Annotated in this window: 22 protein-coding genes and 1 riboswitch; of the genes, 12 read left to right on the forward strand and 10 right to left on the reverse strand. The window is 68.7% G+C overall.

All coding sequences use genetic code 11. The features are described from left to right. Positions 1–14: 14 nt before the first annotated feature. From ACGHX3_RS00500 to ACGHX3_RS00520, 5 genes are all read right to left on the reverse strand, one after another. Positions 15–2,366: a ribonucleoside-diphosphate reductase subunit alpha gene (locus tag ACGHX3_RS00500; RefSeq protein ID WP_394697206.1), complete on the reverse strand. Its 2,352-nt coding sequence runs from the start codon at positions 2,364–2,366 to the stop codon at positions 15–17. A 272-nt stretch (positions 2,367–2,638) separates the two neighbouring features. Then, positions 2,639–2,856: riboswitch (cobalamin riboswitch) on the reverse strand. 300 nt (positions 2,857–3,156) lie between these two features. Next, positions 3,157–4,521 (reverse strand): VOC family protein, encoded by a 1,365-nt coding sequence (locus ACGHX3_RS00505; protein ID WP_394696004.1) that lies wholly within the window; start codon positions 4,519–4,521, stop codon positions 3,157–3,159. Between the two features lie 74 nt (positions 4,522–4,595). Then, the gene (locus tag ACGHX3_RS00510) at positions 4,596–5,465 is read right to left on the reverse strand and encodes a sterol desaturase family protein (RefSeq protein WP_394696005.1); all 870 of its coding nucleotides are present in this window, start codon (positions 5,463–5,465) and stop codon (positions 4,596–4,598) included. Between the two features lie 9 nt (positions 5,466–5,474). Continuing rightward, positions 5,475–5,768: an EF-hand domain-containing protein gene (locus ACGHX3_RS00515; protein WP_394696006.1), complete on the reverse strand. Its 294-nt coding sequence runs from the start codon at positions 5,766–5,768 to the stop codon at positions 5,475–5,477. Between the two features lie 111 nt (positions 5,769–5,879). Continuing rightward, positions 5,880–6,404, reverse strand: coding sequence for a hypothetical protein (locus ACGHX3_RS00520; RefSeq protein WP_394696007.1), 525 nt, complete (start codon positions 6,402–6,404; stop codon positions 5,880–5,882). Between the two features lie 193 nt (positions 6,405–6,597). On the opposite strand from ACGHX3_RS00520, the gene ompR reads away from it, so the two are divergent. Genes ompR through ACGHX3_RS00535 form a run of 3 tightly spaced genes read left to right on the forward strand, consistent with a single transcriptional unit; the run spans position 6,598 to position 9,510 of the window. Next, positions 6,598–7,317 carry a two-component system response regulator OmpR gene (ompR, locus tag ACGHX3_RS00525; RefSeq protein WP_394696008.1) on the forward strand — a complete coding sequence of 240 codons (720 nt, stop codon included), beginning with the start codon at positions 6,598–6,600 and terminating at the stop codon, positions 7,315–7,317. After that, a complete protein-coding gene (locus ACGHX3_RS00530; RefSeq protein WP_394696009.1) occupies positions 7,314–8,579 on the forward strand; it encodes an ATP-binding protein in 1,266 nt (421 codons plus the stop codon). Before ompR ends, ACGHX3_RS00530 begins: the two co-directional genes overlap by 4 nt. 22 nt (positions 8,580–8,601) lie before the next feature. Then, positions 8,602–9,510: an alpha/beta hydrolase gene (locus tag ACGHX3_RS00535; protein WP_394696010.1), complete on the forward strand. Its 909-nt coding sequence runs from the start codon at positions 8,602–8,604 to the stop codon at positions 9,508–9,510. Between the two features lie 244 nt (positions 9,511–9,754). Here ACGHX3_RS00535 and ACGHX3_RS00540 read toward each other — a convergent pair whose 3' ends face one another. From ACGHX3_RS00540 to ACGHX3_RS00555, 4 genes are all read right to left on the reverse strand, one after another. Further along, positions 9,755–10,423 carry a hypothetical protein gene (locus ACGHX3_RS00540; protein ID WP_394696011.1) on the reverse strand — a complete coding sequence of 223 codons (669 nt, stop codon included), beginning with the start codon at positions 10,421–10,423 and terminating at the stop codon, positions 9,755–9,757. A 67-nt stretch (positions 10,424–10,490) separates the two neighbouring features. Then, a complete protein-coding gene (locus ACGHX3_RS00545) occupies positions 10,491–11,246 on the reverse strand; it encodes an NAD-dependent deacetylase (protein WP_394696012.1) in 756 nt (251 codons plus the stop codon). Between the two features lie 3 nt (positions 11,247–11,249). Then, complete coding sequence (gene zapE, locus ACGHX3_RS00550) at positions 11,250–12,401, reverse strand: cell division protein ZapE (RefSeq protein WP_394696013.1); 1,152 nt, start codon at positions 12,399–12,401, stop codon at positions 11,250–11,252. Then, positions 12,401–13,060, reverse strand: a complete 660-nt coding sequence (locus ACGHX3_RS00555; RefSeq protein ID WP_394696014.1) for an alpha/beta hydrolase — start codon at positions 13,058–13,060, stop codon at positions 12,401–12,403. Before ACGHX3_RS00555 ends, zapE begins: the two co-directional genes overlap by 1 nt. A 152-nt stretch (positions 13,061–13,212) precedes the next feature. On the opposite strand from ACGHX3_RS00555, the gene ACGHX3_RS00560 reads away from it, so the two are divergent. The 8 genes from ACGHX3_RS00560 (at position 13,213) to ACGHX3_RS00595 (ending at position 19,376) form a co-directional block, all read left to right on the forward strand. After that, positions 13,213–14,130 carry an AEC family transporter gene (locus ACGHX3_RS00560; RefSeq protein WP_394696015.1) on the forward strand — a complete coding sequence of 306 codons (918 nt, stop codon included), beginning with the start codon at positions 13,213–13,215 and terminating at the stop codon, positions 14,128–14,130. Positions 14,131–14,332: 202 nt separating this feature from the next. After that, positions 14,333–15,475: a hypothetical protein gene (locus ACGHX3_RS00565; protein WP_394696016.1), complete on the forward strand. Its 1,143-nt coding sequence runs from the start codon at positions 14,333–14,335 to the stop codon at positions 15,473–15,475. A gap of 182 nt (positions 15,476–15,657) precedes the next feature. Next, positions 15,658–16,089, forward strand: a complete 432-nt coding sequence (locus ACGHX3_RS00570; RefSeq protein ID WP_394696017.1) for a hypothetical protein — start codon at positions 15,658–15,660, stop codon at positions 16,087–16,089. Positions 16,090–16,637: 548 nt separating this feature from the next. Further along, positions 16,638–16,985 carry an antibiotic biosynthesis monooxygenase family protein gene (locus tag ACGHX3_RS00575; protein ID WP_394696018.1) on the forward strand — a complete coding sequence of 116 codons (348 nt, stop codon included), beginning with the start codon at positions 16,638–16,640 and terminating at the stop codon, positions 16,983–16,985. A 54-nt stretch (positions 16,986–17,039) separates the two neighbouring features. Next, the gene (locus tag ACGHX3_RS00580; protein WP_394696019.1) at positions 17,040–17,594 is read left to right on the forward strand and encodes a dihydrofolate reductase family protein; all 555 of its coding nucleotides are present in this window, start codon (positions 17,040–17,042) and stop codon (positions 17,592–17,594) included. 343 nt (positions 17,595–17,937) lie between these two features. Next, positions 17,938–18,195, forward strand: a complete 258-nt coding sequence (locus ACGHX3_RS00585) for a hypothetical protein (RefSeq protein WP_394696020.1) — start codon at positions 17,938–17,940, stop codon at positions 18,193–18,195. Between the two features lie 4 nt (positions 18,196–18,199). Then, positions 18,200–18,496, forward strand: coding sequence for a hypothetical protein (locus ACGHX3_RS00590; RefSeq protein ID WP_394696021.1), 297 nt, complete (start codon positions 18,200–18,202; stop codon positions 18,494–18,496). Positions 18,497–18,608: 112 nt separating this feature from the next. Further along, positions 18,609–19,376: a hypothetical protein gene (locus ACGHX3_RS00595; protein ID WP_394696022.1), complete on the forward strand. Its 768-nt coding sequence runs from the start codon at positions 18,609–18,611 to the stop codon at positions 19,374–19,376. A 572-nt stretch (positions 19,377–19,948) separates the two neighbouring features. On the opposite strand, the gene ACGHX3_RS00600 is transcribed toward ACGHX3_RS00595, so the two are convergent. Next, on the reverse strand, positions 19,949–21,448 hold the full coding sequence (locus ACGHX3_RS00600) for an AAA family ATPase (protein ID WP_394696023.1): 1,500 nt from the start codon (positions 21,446–21,448) through the stop codon (positions 19,949–19,951). Positions 21,449–21,697: 249 nt separating this feature from the next. Here ACGHX3_RS00600 and ACGHX3_RS00605 point away from each other — a divergent pair, with 249 nt between their 5' ends. Further along, positions 21,698–22,330, forward strand: a complete 633-nt coding sequence (locus ACGHX3_RS00605; protein ID WP_162336052.1) for a ParA family protein — start codon at positions 21,698–21,700, stop codon at positions 22,328–22,330. Positions 22,331–22,337 lie beyond the last annotated feature (7 nt).

Here is a 22,337-nt window from a genome sequence, read left to right on the forward strand (position 1 = left end):
ACGCAGGGGTTGGGTTACTGGCAGGCCTCGCAGGCTTCCGGGTTCTCCAGCGAGCAGGCGATGGCTTCGGTCGGGGTGTATTCGCGCTTGGGCTCGGTGGTCGCGACGGTGCTGACCGTGGTCTTGGCGATCTTCGTCGCCGGGCGCGAGCGCAGGTAGTACGTTGTCTTGATGCCCTGCTTCCACGCGTACATGTACATGGACGACATCGCGCCGATGTTCGGGCTTTCCATGAACAGGTTGAGCGAGGCGGACTGGTCGATGAAGGCGCCGCGGCCGGCCGCCATGTCGATCAGCGAACGCATCGGCAGTTCCCACGCGGTGCGGTAGACCTGCTGCAGCGCCTCCGGCACCTGCGGCAGGCCCTGCACCGACCCTTCGGACAGCTTGATCGCGTCGCGCGTTTCCGGCGTCCAAAGACCCAGCTTCTTGAGCTCGTCCACCAGGTAGCGGTTGACCTGCAGGAAGTCGCCCGACAGCGTCTCGCGTTTGAACAGGTTCGACACCTGCGGCTCCACGCATTCGTAGCAGCCGGCGATCGAGGCGATGGTCGCGGTCGGCGCGATCGCGATCAGCAGCGAGTTGCGCAGGCCGTGCTCCTTGATGCGCTCGCGCAGCGCGTCCCAGCGCTCCGTGTTCTCGGGCACGACGTTCCAGGCATCGAACTGCAGCTCACCGTTGGCGGCGCGGGTGTCGGCGAAGGACGGATGGCGGCCGCGTTCCTGCGCCAGTTCCACCGAGGTTTCCAGCGCGTGGAAGTAGATGGTCTCGGCGATCTTCGCCGACAGCGTGCGTGCTTCGGCGCTGTCGAACGGCAGGCGCAGCTTGAAGAACACGTCCTGCAGGCCCATGCAGCCCAGGCCGACCGGGCGCCAGCGCAGGTTGCCGCGGCGCGCGGTTTCGATCGGATAGAAGTTCAGGTCGATCACGCGGTCCAGCTGGCGCACGGCCAGGCGCACGGTCTCGGCGAGCTTGTCGAAATCGAACCAGATGCGGCCGGTGTCCGGATCGCTGTCGAAATGCTTGGCCAGGTTGATCGAACCGAGGTTGCAGACCGCCGTCTCTTCGGCCGAAGTGACCTCGAGGATCTCGGTGCACAGGTTGGACAGGTGGATGACGTTGCCGGCGCGCAGGGTCTGGTTGCTGGCTGCGTTGCACTTGTCCTTGAACGTCATCCAGCCGTTGCCGGTCTCGGCCAGCGTGCGCATCATCCGGCCGTACAGCTTGCGGGCCGAGATGGTCTTCATCGCCTTGCCCTGCAGTTCCGCCTGCGTATAGGCGAGTTCGAACGCCGCGCCATACAGGTCGGTCAGCTCCGGCACCACGCGTGGATCGAACAGCGACCATTCCTGGTCTGCCTCGACGCGCTTCATGAAGAGATCCGGCACCCAGTTGGCCAGGTTGAGGTTGTGCGTGCGGCGCGCTTCGTCGCCGGTGTTGTCGCGCAGCTCCAGGAAGTCCTCGATGTCGGCGTGCCACGTCTCCAGGTACACGCAGGCCGCGCCCTTGCGCTTGCCGCCCTGGTTGACCGCGGCGACCGAGGAATCCAGCGTCTTCAGCCACGGCACGATGCCGTTGCTGTGGCCGTTGGTCGACTTGATCAGCGAGCCGCGCGAACGCACGCGGGTGTAGCTGACGCCGATACCACCGCTGAACTTGCTCAGCTGCGCGATGTCGCCGTACTTGGCATAGATGGATTCCAGCGTGTCCTGCGGCGAGTCCAGCAGGAAGCACGACGACAGCTGCTCGTGCGTGGTGCCGCTGTTGAACAGCGTCGGCGAGCTGGGCAGGTAGTCCAGGTTGCCCATGCGGCGGTACAGCGCCAGCGCTTCCGGTACGTCCTCGCTCAGTGCGCAGGCGATGCGCAGGAAGAATTGCTGCGGCGTCTCGATGACCTTGCGCGTGTGCGGGTGGCGCAGCAGGTAACGGTCGTACAGCGTGCGCAGGCCGAAATAGTCGAAGTGCAGGTCGAGCGAGGCGTCCAGCGCGTCGTTGAGCTTGCGCGCGTTGGTCTGCACGAAGTTCAGCAAGCGGTCGTTGATCAGGCCGACCTCGTGGCCGCGCGTCACCGACTGCGAGAACGCGTGGATCTCCTGGCCGGTGACTTCCTTGGCGATGTAGGCGGCCAGCAGGCGCGCGGCCAGGCGGCTGTACTCGGGCTCTTCGCCGGTCAGCAGCGCGGCGGTGCGGATCGACAGTTCGTCCAGTTCGCGCGTGCTGGCGCCGTCGTACAGGCCCGAGATGGTGCGGGTGGCCACGCGCATCGGGTCGATGGCGTGCAGGCCTTCGCAGTTGCGCTGCACCGCGCGCACGATCTTGTTGAGGTCCACCGGTTCGCGGCCGCCGTTGCGCTTGGTCACGCTCATCGCGGTGGCGGTGGGCGGCGGGGTCAGGGCGAACGCGTCCTTCTGGGACGGGGTGGTGCCGGCGTCGGCGACAGCGGTGTCGATCTGGGTCACGAGAATCCTCCATGCGTGGTGCACGCGGCGGCCCGTCCCTCGCGGGGTCGCGTCAGGCCGGATGGAGAGTCACAGTGGGGAAGCGGCGTCGCAGGGACCGAGACCACGCAGACGGACTGCGGGCGCCCTGCTTCGCCAGCCATCTCCCCCCGGAGAATCCGCGGCCGGCACCGCGCGGTGTGCAACGCGCGGCTGTCGGCAGGTCTTCGGACTCATGGGCACGGAAGGCAGGCCTTCCTCCTAGTCCGCCGCTTCCCGAGGCTGGGCCTCAGTGCTGTGTGGCGGGGTCGTTCCCAATTACCGCTGCGGGGCAGTGCCGGAGTGGCGCGAGGCGTCACCGGCTTCCCTTTTCATCCGGAGGCTAGCCACCCCCAGAACCGACGGCCACAAGATAGTGGGGGTGTATGGAAGCGTCAACACCAAATGTAGTGTGGAACAGCGGGCGTCGGCAGGACGCGGGTTTCACGGATTTCTCATCGAGTCCTTCTCCCCGCTAGGCGGGGAGAAGGTGCCCGAAGAGCCTGCCCCGTACGTGATACGGGGCGGATGAGGGGCGCGCACGATGGTGGGGCGCACGTCAGGTCGTTCGATACCCACCATGTTGTTTCGATCCGACGCGTTCGCTGCCCCGGCTCCGTTCGCCCCTCACCCGCCTTCGGCACCCTCTCCGCGCGGCGCAGGGAGAGGGGAACCGCCATCAAGCCCGCAGTGCCGTGATCGAGGCGTCCTGCGCCTGCGCGTACAGCGCGAACGGGTCGTCGATCGCCTTGCCCAGCGCCGCCTCGAACGCCTCCTGGTTCGCGTGCGCGTCGTACGCGCGCTGTTCGCCGCCTCCCAGGTTGGACTGGAAGATGCCCGCGGCGCTGACCGGCAGGAAGTCCTCGTAGACGATGGGATCGACGACGGCATGGCCGGCCTCGACCAGCGCGTCCGGCGTCATCGCCGCGCGCTCGGTGGCCGGCAAGGCGGCGCCGCTGTCGGTCAGGCGATAGCGGAAGTAGCCCATGCCTTCGCGGCGCAGCGTCGCTTCGTCGTCCGGGAAGGCCGCGAACGCTGCAGCCAGCCGCTGCGGGTAGTCCGCCGACGTGTTGCCCGCGCCGCCGGCCTGCCGCACCTGCGCCAGCAGGCGGTCGTAGAGTTCGCGGCCGGCCGGCGTCAGTGCCAGGCCGCGCTGTTCGATCTCGCCGAAGCGCGCGCTGTGGCGGCCGGGTACCAGCGTGCCGGTGGCGTCGGGGAAGGCGACTTCCTCTTCCAGCGCCTTGAAGCTGGTCTGGCGCAGCAGGATCGGTACCGCGCGGCGCGGCGGACCTTCGATCAGCGCCTTGGCCTGGATGCCGCGCTCGAGCATCGCGGCCTGCGCGGCGTCGATGTCCAGCGTGCGCGGGGTGAGGTGGTTGATGTGCGGGCCGCGGAAGCTGACCACGTCGGCGACCAGCCGGTGCAGGCCGTGCAGCGCTTCGTAGGTGGCCAACGACACGGTCGCGTCGCCATGCCAGCGGAAGGTCTCCAGCACCTCGGCGACGAAGCGCTGCGCATCGGCTTCATTCAATCCGCCATCGCGCTCGGCCTGCGCCACCAGCGCACGCGCACCGGCGGTGAAGATGTCGCGCCTGGCCAGGATCGTCTCCGCTTCCGCACGCAGTGCCTCGTCCGCAATCAGCTCCAGCCGCAGCAGCGAGGTGAAGATGCGGAACGGATTGGCGGCCAGTGCCGCCTCGGTCAGCGGACGGAACGCGGTCGCGTGCACCGGCACGCCGGCCACGGTCAGGTCGTAGTAGCCGACCGGGTGCATGCCCATCAGCGCGAACACGCGGCCCAGCATCGCCAGTTCGGCCGGCGTGCCGACGCGGATGGCGCCGTGGCGCTCCAGGTCCAGTCGTTCCGTTTCCGCATTGCGCGCCAGGCGAGCGGCCAGCGCGGGATCCTTCTGCAGCGTCGCCGCATTGACCTCGCCGACCAGCTCGATCAGGTCGCCGTACAGCGGCACCTCGGTGCGGTACATGTTGGACATGGCCTGGGCGAACAGGCTGCGGATGCGGTCGGGCGTAACGAAGGCGGTCATGGGGCTCGGCAGGCGGGCGGCGTGGGGCCGCGAGGGGCGCGTATTGTCGCCCCCCGCGCCTGCCCCGGCCACTCTCAGCGATCCGGGCGGCGCTCGGCGATGGCGCCCGGCGCGTAACCCGGCGGCCCGAACAGGGTCAGCACCACCTGCCGCAGGCTGCGCGTCCGGCGCAGGTCGCGGGCCAGCTTCACCCAGCCGTGGAAGGCGATCTTCACCGGGTTGTAGCTGCGCACCGGCTCCACCAGGCCGTAGCGGATCGGCACGTCCGGTCGTTCTTCGCGGCAGGTGCCGAACAGCCGGTCGAACACGATCAGCACGCCGCCGTAGTTGCAGTCCAGGTATTCCGGATTGCTGGCATGGTGCACGCGGTGGTGCGCCGGCGTGTTGAAGACGAACTCGACCGCGCGCGGCAGCCGCGGCACCAGTTCCGTATGCAGCCAGTACTGGAACAGCAGGTTCACCGCCAGGGCGCCGAGCACGTACGGCACCGGGAAGCCCAGCCAGACCAGCGGGCCGAAGAACAGCGCTGCGCCGGTGAGCTTGCCGGTCCAGCCCAACCGGTACGCGGTGGACAGGTTGTACTGCTCGGCCGAGTGGTGCACCGAATGGTTCAACCAGAACCAGCGTACGCGGTGGTCGGCGCGATGCATCCAGTAGTAGCAGAACTCCTGGCCGAGGAAGAGCGCGATCCAGTGCCAGGCCTGGTCCATGGCGAGCGTGGTCAGGCGGAACTCCCAGATCGCGAACAGCAGCACGCCCACCACACCGCCCTGGATAAGCAGGCCGAGCAGCGCACGCCCGGCGGCATCGCCGAACGAAGCCCAGTAGCCTTTCCAGTCGTAGCGCACGCCGCGCCGCGCAAGCCATGCCGCCTCCAGCGCGGCAACGGCCACCAGGACCAGCAACGGCAGCGGCAAGCCGGCGAACAGGCGGATGTCCTCCATCGCACGGGCTCAGCGCGTGCGCCGCGCGGCCATCTTCTGGCCGGCTGCGCGCATTTCGTCGGGTGAAAGCTTGCCGTCGCCGTCGGCATCCAGCGTGCCGAAGCGCTTGGCCACGCGCGGCAGTTTCGCCTCGGCCTCGGCCTTGTCGATCAGGCCATCGCCGTTGGCGTCGGCGTCCTTCAGGCGCTCGAGCAGCGTCGCCTTCTGTTCGTCGGTGAGCTTGCGCTGCTGCGCGGTGGCAGGGGCGGCCAGCGCGAACACGGACAGTGCGGTGGCCAAGGGAAGCAGGATGGAACGGGACATCGGGGATCTCCGGTGGGGAACAGGAGCAGGCGCGGCGGTGCGGGAATGCATCCGTGCGGCGTAGGGGGTCGCCAGCCCGCCGCGCCTGCGGAGAACGTGGGGAGGAAGGCCTCAGCGGCCGCGCGGGCAGGCGATGGTTTCGCCGCTGGCGTTCGTGCAGGTGCCGGTATGCGTCACGGTGCCGCCGGACACCGTCGTACTGCCGGCGTAGCCGTTGCCGTTGGCGCCCGTGGCGGTGGTGCTGCGCGCGCCGCTGACGTTGCCGTCGGCATCGCGGCTGATGCCGCCGCTGGTGCTGGCGGTGCCGCCGTGGGGGCCGTTGACGTAGGCGCTGCCCTGGCGGCCGGCGCTGCCGTCGGCGTTGCGGTAGGCGCTGCGGTCGACACTGGCGCTGCCGCCGTTGGCGCCGGCGATGCTGCCGTTGCGCGAGCCGGTGGCATTGCCCTGGCCGTCGGCCTGCCATGCGCGCTGGCGCTGGCTGTCGAAGCGCGCGTTGCTGCGGTCGACGGCGACGCTGCCGCCCTGCCCGGTACGTTGCACGGCGCGGCTGCGCTCGCGCGCTTCGGCGTGGTCGACGAACACGGTGGTGGCGCACAGGGCGAATATGGTGGCGATCAGGAACGGGGTCTTGCTCATGGCGGAATCCTCGTCGGGGATGGGGTGGCCGCACGGGGGAGGTGGCGGCAGGACCACGGTAGGCGGCGCCACGGCCGCAGGTGTGTCGGACTTGCCAGTGGATGTGTCTGCCACGGACGTCTGAAACATCTGCTTACACACCGACCCGCGACGGGGTTTGCGGGCCGTCGCGACGGCGGGCGATAGTGGCTGCATGGACGAGACTTCCCCCCGCCTGCTGCTGGTCGACGACGACCTGCGCCTGCGCGAGCTGCTGCAGCGCTACCTGCAGTCGCAGGGCTTCGACGTGCGCGGCGTGGGCGATGCGGCGCAGTTGCGGCAGGCGCTGGATCGCGGCCACTTCGACCTGATCGTGCTCGATCTGATGCTGCCGGGCGAGAACGGGCTGGAGATCTGCCGGCGCCTGCGCGGGCAGGGCGATGCCACGCCCATCGTCATGCTGACCGCGAAGGGCGACGAGATCGACCGCATCGTCGGGCTGGAAATCGGCGCCGACGATTACGTGCCCAAGCCGGTCAATCCACGCGAACTGCTGGCGCGCATCCGCTCGGTGCTGCGGCGCACGCGGCCAGTGGCGGGCGCGCCGCAGGCCGAGGGCGGCGAGGTGGCGTTCGGTCCCTTCCGCCTCGACCTCGGGCGACGCGAACTGACCCGCGACGGCGCACTGCTGCGGCTGACCGGCGGCGAGTTCGCCGTGCTCTCCGTGCTGCTGCGGCATCCGCGCCAACCGCTCAGCCGCGATCGTCTGATGAGCCTGGCGCGCGGCCGCGAGCACGAGGCCTTCGAACGCAGCATGGACGTGACCATCGCGCGCCTGCGTCGCCTGCTGGAAGACGATCCCCGACAGCCGCGGCTGATCCAGACGGTCTGGGGCGTGGGCTATGTATTCGTGCCGCCGGAGGCTGCAGCATGAAGACGCCCGTGCCGCGCAGCGTGTTCGGCCAACTGGTGCTGGTGATCGCGCTGGTGCTGGTCGGCGCGGGCGTGCTGGCGCTCGCACTGGGGCGCGAACTGGCCACGCGGCCCGCGGCGGACCAATTGCTGCGTGCGATGCAGGGATTCGCCGCCGTCGTCGAAGCGCTCGACCGCCATCAGCCCCATGCGCAGACCGTCGCGCAGTTGCGAGACGCCGGGCTGGAAGTGCGCTCCACGCCGCCGGCCGACGCGCGACCGCGCTTCGCGCCGCTGCTGCGGGAACTGCGCGAACAGGCCGCCGGCACGCTGGGCTCAGGTCGCGAACTGCGGATGGATGCCGGGCGTGGCCTGCGGGTGATCTGGCTGAAACCGGCCACGCGCGAACCGCTGTGGGTGTCGTTCGCCTACGACCGTCCCGGCACCGGCATGCGCCGGTTCTCGGTCTTCATGCTGGTGGGCTGCGTGGCGTTGGTATGGCTGGCGGCGGCCTACTTCGCCCGTCGGCTTGTGCAACCGCTGCGCCTGCTCGCGGCGGCTGCACCGGCCATCGTGCGTGGCGACGCGCCACCGCCGGTGCATGCACGCGGCCCGCGTGAAGTGGTGGAACTGGCACACGCGCTGGGCGACGCCAGCCGCGACGTACGCGCCGCCGCCGAAGAGCGCGCGCTGCTGCTGGCCGGCATCTCGCACGACCTGCGCACGCCGCTGACGCGCCTGCAGTTCGCACTGGAGATGGTGCCCGGCACCGATCCGGAGCTGACCGCCAGCATGCACCGCGACATCGCGGAGATGGACGCGATCCTCGGCCAGTTCATCGCCTTCGCCCGCGATGGCCGCGACGAAGGCAGCGAGTCGGTCGACCTCGCCGCGATCTGCCGCCACGCGGTCGCAGCGATGTCGAAAGCGTGGCACGTCGAACTGCCCGAACATGCGCTGCTGCCCGGCAAACCGATGGCACTGCTGCGCGCGGTCGAGAACCTGCTGGTCAACGCGGAGCGGCATGGCGCGTTGCCGTTGTCGTTGCGGTTGTGGGCGGAAGGTCCGGCATGGGTGGTCGAGGTGGCCGACGCCGGCCCGGGCCTGTCCGCCGAAGCCGCCGAGCGTGCACGCCAGCCCTTCGTCCACGACCAGGCGCAGGGTGGCAGCGGGCTGGGCCTGCCCATCGTCGACCGCGTCGCCCGCCAGCACGGCGGCGAACTGCGGCTGTTGCCGAATTCCCCCCACGGCCTGCGCGCGCGGTTGTGGTTGCGCACGGGCTGACGTTCCCACCACGAGGTAGCCGATGAAGATGCGCCTGCTCCACGCCGGCCTGCTGGCCTGCGCCTTGCTCACCGCGTTGCCGCTTGCGGCGCAGACCTTCCGCGAACGCCTGCAGGAGATGCGCGAGGCCTCGCGCCAGCCGGCCGCACGCACACCGGCGCTGCCGGCCGGCGCACGCGCCTTGCGCGATGTGTCCTACGGCAGCGACCCGCGCCAGCGCTTCGACGTCTACCTGCCGGCCCAGGCGCACAACGCGCCGATCCTCCTGTTCGTCCACGGCGGCGGCTGGGCCAACGGCAACAAGGACAATCCCGGCGTGGTCGAGAACAAGGCCGCGTACTGGCTGCCGAAGGGTTACATCTTCATCTCCACGAATTACCGCATGCGTCCCGACACCGCGCCGCTGGACCAGGCGCGCGACGTCGCGCGTGCGCTCGCTGCCGTGCAGAAGCGAGCGCCGGGATGGAACGGCGATGCCTCGCGCGTGCTGCTGATGGGCCATTCCGCCGGCGCGCATCTCGCTTCGCTGGTCGGTGCGTCCTCTACGCTGTGGCGCGAGGCCGGTGCCACCCGGCCGCGCGGCGTGGTCTCGCTGGACAGCGGCGCGCTGGACGTACCGCTGACGATGAAGCAGCCGCCGCTGCCGCGCATCTACGACGCCGCGTTCGGCCGCAATCCCGCGGACTGGATCGCCGCTTCGCCCTACCACCAGCTCAGCCGCGACGCAGTGCCGATGTTGTTCGTCTGCTCAACACGCCGCCAGGATGCCTGCCCGCAGGGCCGCGCGATGGTGGAGAAGGCGAAGACCCTGGGCGTGGCGACGGACGTACTGCCGGAGGATCTCTCGCATGGCGAGGTGAACCGCGAGCTGGGGTTGCCGTCCGCGTATACCGATGCGGTGGATGCGTTCGTGCGGCGCCAGCTGCAGTAACCCGCGCCTCTGTGGAGTCTCCCTCGCCCCGCGTGCGGGGAGAGGGTGCCAAAGGCGGGTGAGGGGCGAACGGAGCCGGTCGCCTGTGCGCTTGTCCGGATGGCTCAGCATGCGATCAATATCGGCAGCATTGAGCGCTGACGTATCTGTGCAAACAGCGCCCCTCATCCGCCCCCGTATCAAGTACGGGGCAGGCTCTCCGGGCACCTTCTCCCCGTTTCACGGGGAGAAGGAATGGAGCCGATCACCGCGTGATCCGCACCGCTGCCAGTGCTTCCTGCAATCGTGCCCGCGCTGTCGCTTCGTCGAACGGCGGTATAGCGGCCGGGTTGTTGGCAAGAGAGGGGAACACCACAAGGTCGATCGCGATGCAGCGCTCGTTCCGTACAGAACGGTAGGCATCCATCGTTCGAGGTGCGTAATGGCCCGTCCCCGCGTCGACGACATGGAAATGGCGGAACAGCTGCCCATCGATGCGAATTTCATCCGAGGTGCCGACAATAGAAGCCTCGGATGGCTGCAGGCATGTCACCACGGCATGGCTGTCGGTGCTGGTGCCGATGTGCAGCTCGGCGGCGATTCCCGGGCCCGAGCCTTCGAGCACCAGTCTCAACAATGGCTGCCCTCGCACACCGGGGCCGGCCAAGCCATTCCAGCCGCCCTCGGACGGGGCGTCGTCGGACTCCCGACGCAGCGCGAAGCCAGGCGTCGGCGCCAGCGCGATACCGATGTCGTCGTCCGAGAACTGGAACTGCGGCGCTTCCCGCCCGGTGACGGGTGGCGCGGGATCGGCGACCTCGGCCGCGGTCTGCGCGGCGGCTTCGACGTCTTCCCGCTTGGGCGCGCGTTCGCAGCCTGCGAGCAGCGCGGCCGCGAGCGCGGCGAACAGCGGAACACGGACGATGGGTTTCATGGCGGTCTCCTCCGCGGCGGTCGTTGCGAGTCTGGCGAGCGGTGCGTGAAGCTTTCGATTGGACGCGTCAGACGGCCAACAGCTGCGGCAGTGCCTGCGCCGCCGTCGAACGCCACACATGATCGGCCTCCGCCGACAGCACGGTCGGCTCCGGGTTGATCTCGACCACCGTCGCGCCATGGCGACGCGCCAGCGCGGGCAGGCCGGCGGCGGGATACACCAGTCCCGAGGTGCCGACCACCAGCATCAACGCACAGCGTGTCGCTGCGCCCGTCGCGGCAGCCCACGCGTCGTCGGGCAACGCTTCGCCGAACCACACCACGCCGGGGCGGATGGCGTCCCCGCAGGCCGTGCAGCGCAGCGGCGCGACCTTCTGCTGACCATCCACGTAGTCGTCGAGCGGACCATGGTGCGTCCGCCCGCAGGCGAAGCAGCGCAGGGCGAACAGGCTGCCGTGCACGTGCGCGTCGACGATGCTGCCGGCGCGTTCGTGCAGGTCGTCTACGTTCTGGGTGACCAGCGACAGCGGCACGCGACGCGCGAGATCCGCCAGCGCCACGTGCCCCGCGTTCGGTTGCGCATCGCGGACGAGCTGCATCCGCCAGCGGTACCAGCCCCACACCAGCGCAGGATCCGCACACCATGCCTCGGCCGTCGCCAGCTGCATCGGATCGAAGCGCGACCACAGGCTGTCGTGCGTGCCGCGGAAGGTGGGAATGCCGCTCTCGGCCGACATGCCGGCGCCGGTCAGCACGCAGATCCGGCCACCGCCTTCGATCGTCCGCTGCAGTGCGTCGGCGATCGCGGCGGGCACGCGCTCCATTGCTCAGGCCTTGTGCGGCGTGGCCAGGTACTCGGCGCTCTGCATCTCGATCAGGCGCGAGGCCGTGCGTTCGAACGCGCCCTGCAGTCGCGTGCCGGTGTACAGCGCGGTCGGCGCAGCGGCGGATGTGCAGACCAGGTTGACGTGGCGGTCGTACAGCTCGTCGATCAGGTTGACGAAGCGGCGCGCCGCGTCCTCGTTCATGCGGTCGAACGTGGGAATGCCGCCCAGCAACACCGTGTTGAATTCGTGCGCGACCTCGATGTAGTCCGTCGTGCCGCGCGGGCCCTCGCACAGCGCAGCGAAATCGAACCACGCGATGCTCTTGCCGCGACCGCGCACCGGGATCTTGCGGCTGTCGATCTCGATGTTGCCCGCATGCGCGTCCTCGCCACCGGTCAGCTCGCGCCAGCGCGACGCCAGCCACGCATCGGATTCGCCATCCAGCGGCGTGCGGTACACCGGCGAACGCGTCAGCGCGCGAAGGCGGTAGTCTTCCTGTCCGTCCGAGCGCAGCACCACGCAGTGCTGTTGCAGCAGGTCGATGGCCGGCAGGAAGCCCGCGCGCTGCAGGCCGTCCTTGTACAGGTTCTCCGGCGCCGTGTTCGACGTGGTCACCAGCGTGATGCCTTCGGCGAACATGCGCTCCAGCAGCCGCGCCAGCAGCATCGCATCGCCGATGTCGGTGACGAAGAACTCGTCCAGCACCAGCACGCGCAGCTTGCCGCGCGCCTCGCGCACGATCTTCGCCAGCGGATCGCTTTCGCCCGCGTGTTCGCGCAACCGTTCGTGCACGCCGCGCATGAAGCGGTGGAAGTGCGTGCGGTACTTGCCGCCGCCCTCGCCGTGCGCCTTGTTCTGCGACACCGAATACGTCGGCAGCGGCAGGGTGTCGTAGAACAGGTCCACCAGGAACGTCTTGCCGCGCCCGACCTCACCCCAGTAGTACAGGCCCTGCACCGTCTCCGGTGCCTTGCCGAACAGGCGGCCGAACAGCCCCGGCGACGCCGGTTCCGCCAGCAGCGTGGTGTGGATGCGGTCCAGCTGCGCCAGCGCGGGATGCTGCGCCGGGTCGTCCTGCCATTGCCCCTGCGCCGCGCCGCGCGCGTACACCTGCGACGGCGTGGGCGCCGTGGTGCGTGCGTCGTCCGCCATCACGCCGGCACGTAGCCTTTCATCGCGTGCTTGATGGCGCCGCGCAGGTCCATCAGCTTGCGGTGGAAGAAGTGGCTGGTTTCCGGCATGCGGATCAGTTCCGGCGGCTGCTTCAACGTATCGATCCAGTCGTACACCGCCTGCGGCTCGACGATCTCGTCCTGCTCGCCCTGGATCACCAGCCACGGGCAGGTCGGCGGCGCGATCGCGGCGAAATCCCAACGACCGGCTGGCGGCGCGATCGAGACCAGCGCGTCCGGCTGCAGGTCGGCGCTGGCGCGCAGCGACACGTACGCGCCGAAGCTGAAACCGGCCAGCCACAGTTGCGTGCCGGGGCGTTGTTCGCGCAACCACTCCGCCACCGCGCGCAGGTCGTCGGTCTCGCCGTCGCCGTGGTCGAACAGGCCATCCGATGCGCCGGTGCCGCGGAAGTTGAAGCGCACCGTCACCGCGCCGAGCTCGCGCAGGCTGCGCGCGGCCATCACCACGACCTTGTTGTGCATCGTGCCGCCTTCGGTGGGCAGCGGATGGCAGACGATCGCGGTGATGGCCTTCACCGGCTCGCCGTCTTCCGGCCAGTCGACATGGGCTTCGAGTGCGCCGTCAGGACCGTCGAGGGTGATCGGGCCGGAGGCGGAGGGGAAGGCGGGGTTCGTCATGCGGCCATGATAAGCCCTGCGTGCATGACCCCGTCATTCCGGCCTGCGCCGGGGTGACGGGAAGCGGTGTTGATCGCGGTGCGACCAAGGTCCCGCAGCGCGTCCTTCGCCACTGTGCGATCCTGCGCTCCCCACGTCGTCTCCCGCCGCACATGGCATTCGATGCCTTCGCCCTGATCCTGGCCATGCTGGCGCTCGGCATGGCGTTCGCCCGCCTGCGCGCGTTTCCCGACAACGCGGGCGACGTGATCAACCGCGTGGTGCTGTACGTCTGCCTGCCGGCGGCGATGCTGACCTACGTGCCGCGCCTGCAGCTGGATCCCTCGCTGATGGGCGTGGTGGTCACGCCCTGGCTGCTGACCGTGGCCACCGTCGCGCTGGTCGCACTGGCGACGCGCGTGTTCAAGTTCCGCCGCGACGAGCATGCCGTGCTGCTGCTGTGCGTGGCGCTGTGCAACAGCAGCTTCATCGGTTATCCCATGGTGCGTGCGCTGCTGGGCGAACACGCGTTGCCCTACGCCGTGGTCTACGACCAGTTCGGTACCTTCATCCTGTTGTCGACGTTCGGGCTGTACGTGCTGGCGCCCTACGGCGGCGACGCGCCGCCGACGGCGCGCGAGATCGTCCTGCGCATCCTCAAGTTCCCGCCGGTGTGGGCGCTGCTGTTCGGCCTGACGCTGATGCCGGAGCAGCCGCCCGCGTGGATCGCGTCCGCGCTGCAGAAACTGGCCGACGCCATGCTGCCGCTGGTGATGCTGGCGGTAGGCCTGACCCTGCAGCTGAAACTTCCGCGCGACGAACTGAAGCCGCTCGCCGTCGGCCTGCTGCTGCGCCTGCTGGTGATGCCGGCGCTCGCCGTGCCGCTGTCGCTCGCGTTCGGCATGCGCGGCGAGATGCTGCAGGCCAACGTGCTGGAGTCGGCCATGCCGACGATGATCACCGCCGCCGCACTGGCGATCTCGCACCAGCTCGCCCCGCGCCTGGCCGCCGCGCTGGTCGGCTACGGCATCCTGCTGTCGCTGGTGACGCTGCCGATGTGGGCGTGGGTGGTGGGACGGCTGGTGCTCTAGCGACGGCCTGTACAACCGCCGTCGTCCCCGCGCAGGCGGGGGCCCAGCGACTTCATGGCTGGCAAACGAGCACACCGGGTCACCGGCCACTCGGCCGTCGGGACGCGCTTCGCGCCTTCGCGGGAATGCCAGAGGCAGAGGCCGCTGGCGCAGGATGCATCGTTCGTGCGAACGTGGCCGCCGTTCCCGACAGGAGTGGGCAATGCGCACGGCAATGCAGATCGGTACGTGGCTGGTGGTGATGGCGTCGGTGCTGTCGGCATCGCCGTCGTTCGCACAGGAGGGTCCACCTCCGGACGTGCCGGGCCGGGTCGAATCCGATCCGCAGCTGGCAGCTGCCAACGACGCCTGGCACGCCACTTGGCGCGCGAATGTCGAAGCGCATCTGCGCGCCGTCGCTGCACGCGGCACGCCGCGTGATCTGCTGGTCGCCGGTTGGCTGTGGCCACGAAGCGGCGACGACGCGGAGATCCAGGCGCGCGCCTGGGCCCAGTCCCGGACATGGATCGAGGCCGCCTACGCCGCATCCACCGGCGATGACCCCGTGGTGGACTGGGCGCTGTTGAATGCCTGCCCGAAGAACGAGGCCCGCTGCGACCGCGGTCGGTTGCTGCAACGCCTGATGGCCGCCGACACCGCCAATGCGGAAGTCCTGCTCGCCGCCTACCACGACGCCATCGAACGCAAGGACGCGAACGCCGCCGAGCGGTATTGGCAGGCCGCCGCCAACGCGACCCACTACCGTGGGCACTTCGACGACGTCGGCCTGCTGCTGGCCACGACGCTGCGACAGGTCCCGGCACCCGCGCTGGAGCCGGCGCTGGCGACCGCCATCGGCGAAGATGTCAGGCTGGGCCGGCCCGCCACGCCGAAGGACATGGCGGACATCGCGGTGATCGCCATGACGGCGGCCATCGCCATGCCGGGCCTGTCGCCCATCTCGCAGCGATGCCGCGCGCAGGTCGGCGAGCTGCCTGCCGATGCGCGAACCGCCTGCAAGCGCATCTACACGCTGATGGCCGCCGATACGTCCATTCTGATCACATCCTTCATCGCGCTGGCGCCGCTGGTGCAATGGGCCGATACCGATGCCGAGCGCACGGCGGCGCGCGAGCGCCTGCGCCGCTTCGCCTGGGTGTACGAGAACGCCATGCAGCTCTTCCAGCGGCCGCCCGGCGAGCAGCGCATGCCGGAGGACTATGCGGACGTATTCCTGCGTGACGGCGAACTCGCCGCCATACGCAGGCAGTTGCAGGCCAACGGCATCGCAGGCGAGCCGCCCGCCGACTGGTCGCCGGCGAATCCGGAGTACCGTGCGCTGCTGGCCGCAGGTGCAGCACGCTGACGCATCGCTGTCGGTACATAGGATCGGATGAGGCGCAGGCGCTTGCCAGCGTCGTCCACGGGATCCGAGAATCATCTCCGGCCGGCGGCACATCGCTGAGCGGCTGATCCGTCGGCGGGGGAGTGCCGACGTTTCGCGTGCCGTTTCAGCAGCACACCATGGTCAACAGGAAAGGGGAATCCATGTTCGGAAAATTGATGGTGGGCGTCGCGCTCGCCTGCGTTTCGCAATACTGCGGTGCCCAGACCCAGACGACGGATCCGGCGCCTTCGCAACAGGCGCAGGGCGCCGGCATCTGTCTGTTCACCGGTACGCCGCCCGCCGACCACACCTACACCACGCTCAGGAAACTGAAGTACGGGAAGGGCAGCTACGGCAGCGTCAACGACATCCTCCCCATGGTGATCGCCGATGCCAAAGCGGCAGGTGCCGATGCCGTGATCCACTACAACGGCTCCCAGCGCTTCGGCTTCTGGCCATGGCGGTTCGTGCAGCCGGTCGTCACCGGCACGGCCATCAAGTGGGAGCCGGCGCGAAATGTCGACTGCGCAGCCGCAGGCGGCCACTACAGCACGGGCACGCTGGCAGAAGCGCCGCCACCGCCGCCCAAGTGACACGGGTTCCCGCACCCGACACATCATTCAAGCCGAAGCGATTCGCTTCGAAGCTCGACTGGGGCGCTGTCCGAGAAAGCAAGCCAGGATGCCGGCCATGAACCACGAAACTTCAGCCCCCTCGCTCGAAGGCGCCTGCCATTGCGGCGCCGTCCGCCTCACGCTTCCCGCCATGCCGAAGGAGGTACTGACGTGCAACTGCTCGCTGTGCCGTCGCACGGGAGGTATCTGGGCGTTCTACGACTTCGGCACCGTGACGATCCAAGGCCATCCCGGGAGCACCGAGGACTACGTCTTGGGGGGATCGCACCCTGCGCAACGTCCGCTGCAGGACCTGCGGCATCGTCACCCACTGGGAGCCGCTGGATCCGACGCCCGGAGCCCGCCACGGCGTCAACCTGCGCAACTTCGATCCGGCGCTTGTGGACGCCCTGGTCGTCAGGCGCTTCGATGGCGCCGATACGTGGACGTTCATCGATTGATCGCCGTAGCGCCGGTCGATTTCACCCGGGCGACCGGCGCCCGTCCCATACCAAGGAGCTTCAAACGTGATTGATGGACTGGGGTTCTGCGTGATCTATCGGGCAAGGGTGCATCCCGACAAGGAAGCGAAGTACATCGCGGCTTGGTCCACGCTGACATCGCTGATCCGCGCGCAGCGTGGCGGCCTGGGATCCCGGCTGCACAAGGGCACCGATGGCATCTGGTATGCGTATGCGCAGTGGGAAAGTGCGCAGGCGCGGTCGGACGCCTTCGCGCTGCCCTCCGTGCATTCTTCGGCGCAGGCGGACATGATGGACTGCATCATCGAGTTCCTTCCCGAAATTCCGCTCGAGCCGGTGGAGGATCAGCTGGTGCCGGTATCCGCGCTGGCAGCCACCACGCCATCGTCGTGACTCCGGCGTCGTGCCGCATCGCGTAACCATCGAGCCTCCGGAACGAAAGACACCATGGGCCTCCTGACCTTCAGCCTCAACCTCACCCTCGACGGCTGCGTCGATCACGAGGAAGGCATCGTCGACGACGAGACGCATGCCTTCTTCACCCGGCTGATGGACGACCACGGCGCGATGCTGTGGGGCCGCGTCACCTACGAAATGATGGAGAGCTACTGGCCGGCGGTCGCCCGTGGCGACGTCGACGCGCCACCGGCCTTGCGCGAATGGGCGGACAAGCTGCAGGCCAAGCCGAAGTACGTGGTGTCGTCGACGCGCACCGATTTCCCGTGGACTAACAGCCACCGCATCGCCGGTGATCTGCGCACGGGCGTGCAGGCGCTCAAGGACGCGACCCCCGACGGCGTGCTGCTGGGCAGCGGCCTGCTCGCCAACGCACTCGACCGGCTAGACCTGATCGACGAGTACCGGTTCCTCGTCCATCCCCGGATCGCCGGCCATGGTCCGACGCTGTACCAGGGTGGATTGCCGCGCGCGCGACGGCTTGAACTCGTTTCTGCGACGCCGCTGCGCTGTGGCGCGGTCGCGATGGATTACCGCCGCGTGTGAAGCGGCTAAAGATTGCCCTTGGGATGGATGGAACCACAAGGCGATACCCATCGCATTTGACGCGAGACGCCGCGTACTCTGCCCACGGTCGCAGATGCTCGATCCGCAGCTGCGTACGACCTGGTTTCACGATGGAGCACTGATGGGTAGAACGGCTTCGCCGTTGAAAGCCGCCCTCGGCTGCACCCATCCTGCGAACCGTATGTCCACGACTTCGACAACCATCTGTTCGAGTTGCACACGGGTACGCTCGAGCAGCGTCTGGCGCAGTACCGGGCATCGGCTGGGCCCTGACGTCCACGGTGCGTGATCCTCGAAAGGAGTGCAGTCCATATCCCATGCGTTGCGTGATCCGCTGTTCTCGCCGCTGGCCCGCATGGGTTATCTCATGGCGGCGCTCGCGCTCGTGGCGGTTGGACACATCTGGGTGTACTGGCATCCCATCGAGGTCGTCATGGATGTCGCGGCGCCGTCCACGCTGCTGTTCCTGGCCTTCGCGCGTCATCGGCACGACATCTTCGTGAAACTCGGCCTGGCGAGCCTCGTCCTGCTGGTCGCGGCGATGCTGGCGGCGATCGTGTGGATGAAGATACCGGCCTGAGCACATGCGGACGCAGGACGAACGCAGGATATGGCAGCGTCGGCAGCTGAGGCAGACGCTGATCGGGACGGGTGTGGTCGGCGCGGTCATCGGGGTGGCGCCGCTGCTGCTTGCCTTCGTGCTGGGTTCCGGCCGGGTCGCGATGGGCGGCCACGCAAGACCGTTGTCGCTGCTGGCGGTCGATGCCGTCCTGTTCGTCGTGGTCGCGGTCGTGTTCTGCATGGTGGTGTTCGGCCTGCTGCCGATGGCGGTGCAGTACGCTTTCATCCGTGGCGCGCGCTGGTGGACCGGACGGGACTGACGGCGGTGGGGACGTGGCCGAGACCTCGCCGGGTAACGGCTCGACTCGCCATTGCCGGATTCCTCGGGCTTTCGCGTGTACCCACAGCAAGGCATGCCAGCGGAGGCGGGTAATGGAAGCGAGCATGGGGGAGATGCGGCGCGTGGCCGCGCAGGCGGGGCGTCCTTACCGGAACATCGGGTTCTTCTTCCTGGCATTGCTGGCCCTTGTCGTCGCGGGCTTCACGCCACCCGTACCGGGCACACCGTTCTTCGGGTATTTCAGTCGCGCCGGCACCATGGACGTGGCGGTGGTGGTCCATCTGCATGTGCTGGTGGCGCTGGCGTGGTTCGTGCTGCTGGGCGTGCAGCCGTTCCTGATCCGGGCCGGGCGGACCGACCTGCATCGCCGGCTGGGCTGGTGCTCGCTGTTCCTCATCGTGTTGTTCGCGGTCACCGCCGTGCCGGTGATGAAGCACGCGTTCGAGAACGGGCTCACGCAGATGTCGCGGAACGCGGCACTGTCGATGCTGGCGCAGCCGGTCAACGGGCTGGTGTTGCTGCTGGTGTTCTACGCACTGGCACTATGGCGCCGCCGCCACGTGCACCAGCATGTCGCATGCGTGGTGGCAGCCGCGCTGGTCACCGCGACGCCCGGGCTGGCACGCCTGGGCCTGTTCGTGGTGGGTGGCATGCAGGGCATCCTGCTGGTGATCGTCTTCCTCTACGTCACGCTGATCGTCTTCATGCTGCTGGCGAAGTTCCGCTATCGCCAGCCCGTGCTGAAAGGTCCGTACCTGCCGATCATCGGCCTGTTCCTGCTGGCGCACACGATGGATATCGTGGGCAGCCAGAGCGCGGCGTGGCGCGCCGTTGCGGAAGGGATCGTGGCGATGTTGTGATGCTGGACGACAGTCGCCGCTTCGGTGCATGGATGGTGTCGCCCAGACTCGCGGAGTGTGCACAGGAACGAATGACAGGGTCCTGTCCGGTTGCAGCCCCACGATTCAGGGAGCACTATCCGGATATCGCCCACGATGTGAAAAGGAAATTTACATGAACGTACGTTTGCTCTGCCTACCCTTGGTCTTGCTTGCCGGTTGCGCGACGTCTGGCGGATGGTCAGTTTCAGGTGATCAGGGCTCGTCCAGCCCCACGGTCAGGATCGCGTACGAGATGGAGTATTCGGAGAGCTCCTCCGGCGCCATCCGCAGGGCGGATCAGCTGGCGATGCGGCAGTGCGAGCGGGCCGGCTACAGCGGCGTTGCGGATCCTGTCGGCACACGGCATTGCGTTTACGGAGCGAGTGGCGGTGCGTGCCGGCGCTGGCAGATCGAGCGATCGTACACGTGCACGGTGGAGACGAAAGCGTCCAGCTTGCAAGAGCTGACGACGATGATGCGGATGGACCCATACGCCGCTCCCCAGCGCTGATCGTCGTTTCGCCTCCGCGCGCGGGTTGATTCGCAGCCCTTCAGTCCGCAGGCACCGTCCGCTCCCGCGCCCACTCTCGCAGCGCCTGCACCTGTTCGGCCATCAGCACGGATAGCGGGCGGGTGCTGCGTATCTCGTGCATCACCAGGTCGGTGTCGAGCGGTTTCTGCTCGGCATGCGCGGCGTACATCGCCGAGACGATGGCCTGTTCCAGCTCCGCGCCGGAGAAGCCGTTCGCGGCGGCGGCGAGTGCGGGCAGTTTGAAGCCTTCCGGGTCCAGCGCGCGGCGCGCCAGGTGCACGCGCAGCACCTCGACGCGGGCGTCGGGCGAGGGCAGGTCGACGAAGAAGATCTCGTCGAAGCGTCCCTTGCGCAGCAGCTCCGGCGGCAGGTCCTGCACCTGGTTGGCGGTGGCCACGAGGAACACCTGTCCACTCCCGGCGCCAGCCTTGCGCTCGGCCATCCACGTCAGCAGGTAGCCGAGCACGCGGCGCGAGACGCCGCCATCCTCGTCGCCACCGCTGGCCAGGCCTTTCTCGATCTCGTCGATCCACAGCACGCACGGCGCCAGCTGTTCGGCCGAGGCCAGCGCGGCGCGCAGGTTCTTCTCGGTCTCGCCGTGGTACTTGTCGTACAGCGTGCCGAAGTCCAGCCGCAGCAGCGGCACGCCGAAGCCGGCGGCGGTGGCCTTGGCCAGCATCGACTTGCCGCAGCCCTGCACGCCCAGCAGCAGCACGCCCTTGGGCAGGTCCAGGCCGGGCGGCGGATTGCCGGAGACGAACACCGCGCGGCGCTGCTCGATCCAGCGCTTCAGGCGGCTGGCGCCGGCCACGTCGGCGAACTTCGCGGTGTCGTATTCGTAATGCAGGTGGCCGCTGCGGTTGAGCAACTCGAACTTCAGCTTGTTCAGCGCCGGCAGGTCGCTGGCGGTCAGCGCACCGTCGGCGAAGATCAGCTGGCGCGCGATGCGGCGCGCGTCGACCAGACTCAGGCCCTGCAGGTTGCGCACGATCTGCTTGACCGCCTCGCCATCGGCCTCGACGCGGCGACCGCCATGTTCGCGCGCGTAGTGCTCGGCTTCCTCGCGCACCATCTTCAGCAGCGCGTGGGCGTCGGGCAGGCGCGGGTTGAAGCGCACGGCCAGGGCTTCCAGTTCGGCCGGCAGTTCGATCTTCGCGCCGACCAGCACCACCACGTGCGGCAGGCTGTGGCGGCGCTGCATGATGTCGCGCAGCTGCCGCTGGCTGCTCGCGTAGCCCAGGTAGGGGTGGAAATCGAGCAGCAGGTAGATGCCGCGTTGCTCGGCCTGCTTGATGGCCTGCAGGGCGGCGCTGGCGTCGGGCGGGCCGACGGCGTCGTCCTCGCGGTCCATGTCCAGCCGGCGGAGGCCCTCGGTGATGCTCCAGCGGAACAGCGCCCGCCACACCTGGCCCAGCGCCTGCCGGAACAGTTCCACCACGCGGGCCTCGTCCTGGGTCTCGACGACGATCAGCGGGGTGTTGGCGCGGATCAGCGCGGTCAGGTCCTGCAGCTCGTTCATGGGGCGTCCGGTCCGTGGGGACGGGAAAGATAGCAGGGGCGGGAACGGGGAACGGGGAAACGGGATCGTGGCCTCGGCGGGAGCGGGCACCTGCCAGAACGAACGATGCCCCTCGGGCAACCGAGTCCGCAGGTCCACGCAGCCGCCGGCCCCCGGACAATTCATTCCCTATTCCCCATTCCCGATTCCCGGTTTCCGCTTCACCGCCCCCGGTGTACCCTCCGGGTTCTCCAGCAACGAGGTGCGCGCATGAAGACGATTCTGGTCGCCAGCTCCAAGGGCGGCGCGGGCAAGACGACCCTGGCGACCAATCTGGCGGCGTACTTCGCACTGGATGGCAAACGCACCGTGCTGGTGGACGTGGACCCCCAGCATTCCTCCACCCGCTGGGCCGAGCGCCGGGCGGAACTGGACACCGCGGTGCTGCCGATCGACGCCAGCGGCAAGCGCGCCTGGAAGGCCTGGCTGCCGGAAGACGCCGAGCGGGTGGTGATCGACGCGCCGGCCGGCGCGATGGCCGACGACCTGGACAGCTTCCTGGAACAGGCCGACGCCGTGGTGGTGCCGGTGCTGCCGTCGGCGCTGGACATCGAGGCGACGGTGGGTTTCCTGAACACCATGGCCAAGGTGCCGCGCGTGCATAAGCGCAAGCTGCCGGTCGGGCTGGTGGTCAACCGCAGCAAGCCGTGGACCAACGCCTCGCAGCAGGCGGTGGAGATGCTGAAGACCTGGCCGTACCCGGTCATCACCCAGTTGCGCGATACCCAGGCCTACGTGGTCATGGCCGGCCTGGGCCGCAGCCTGTTCGATTACCGCTCGGCCCAGGTGCGCGAGCACCAGGCCGACTGGGAACCGTTGTTGAAATGGATCAAGAAGGCCTAGGGCCTAG

The sequence above is a fragment of the Pseudoxanthomonas japonensis genome (genome assembly GCF_043632995.1).
Lineage (GTDB): Bacteria > Pseudomonadota > Gammaproteobacteria > Xanthomonadales > Xanthomonadaceae > Pseudoxanthomonas_A > Pseudoxanthomonas_A japonensis.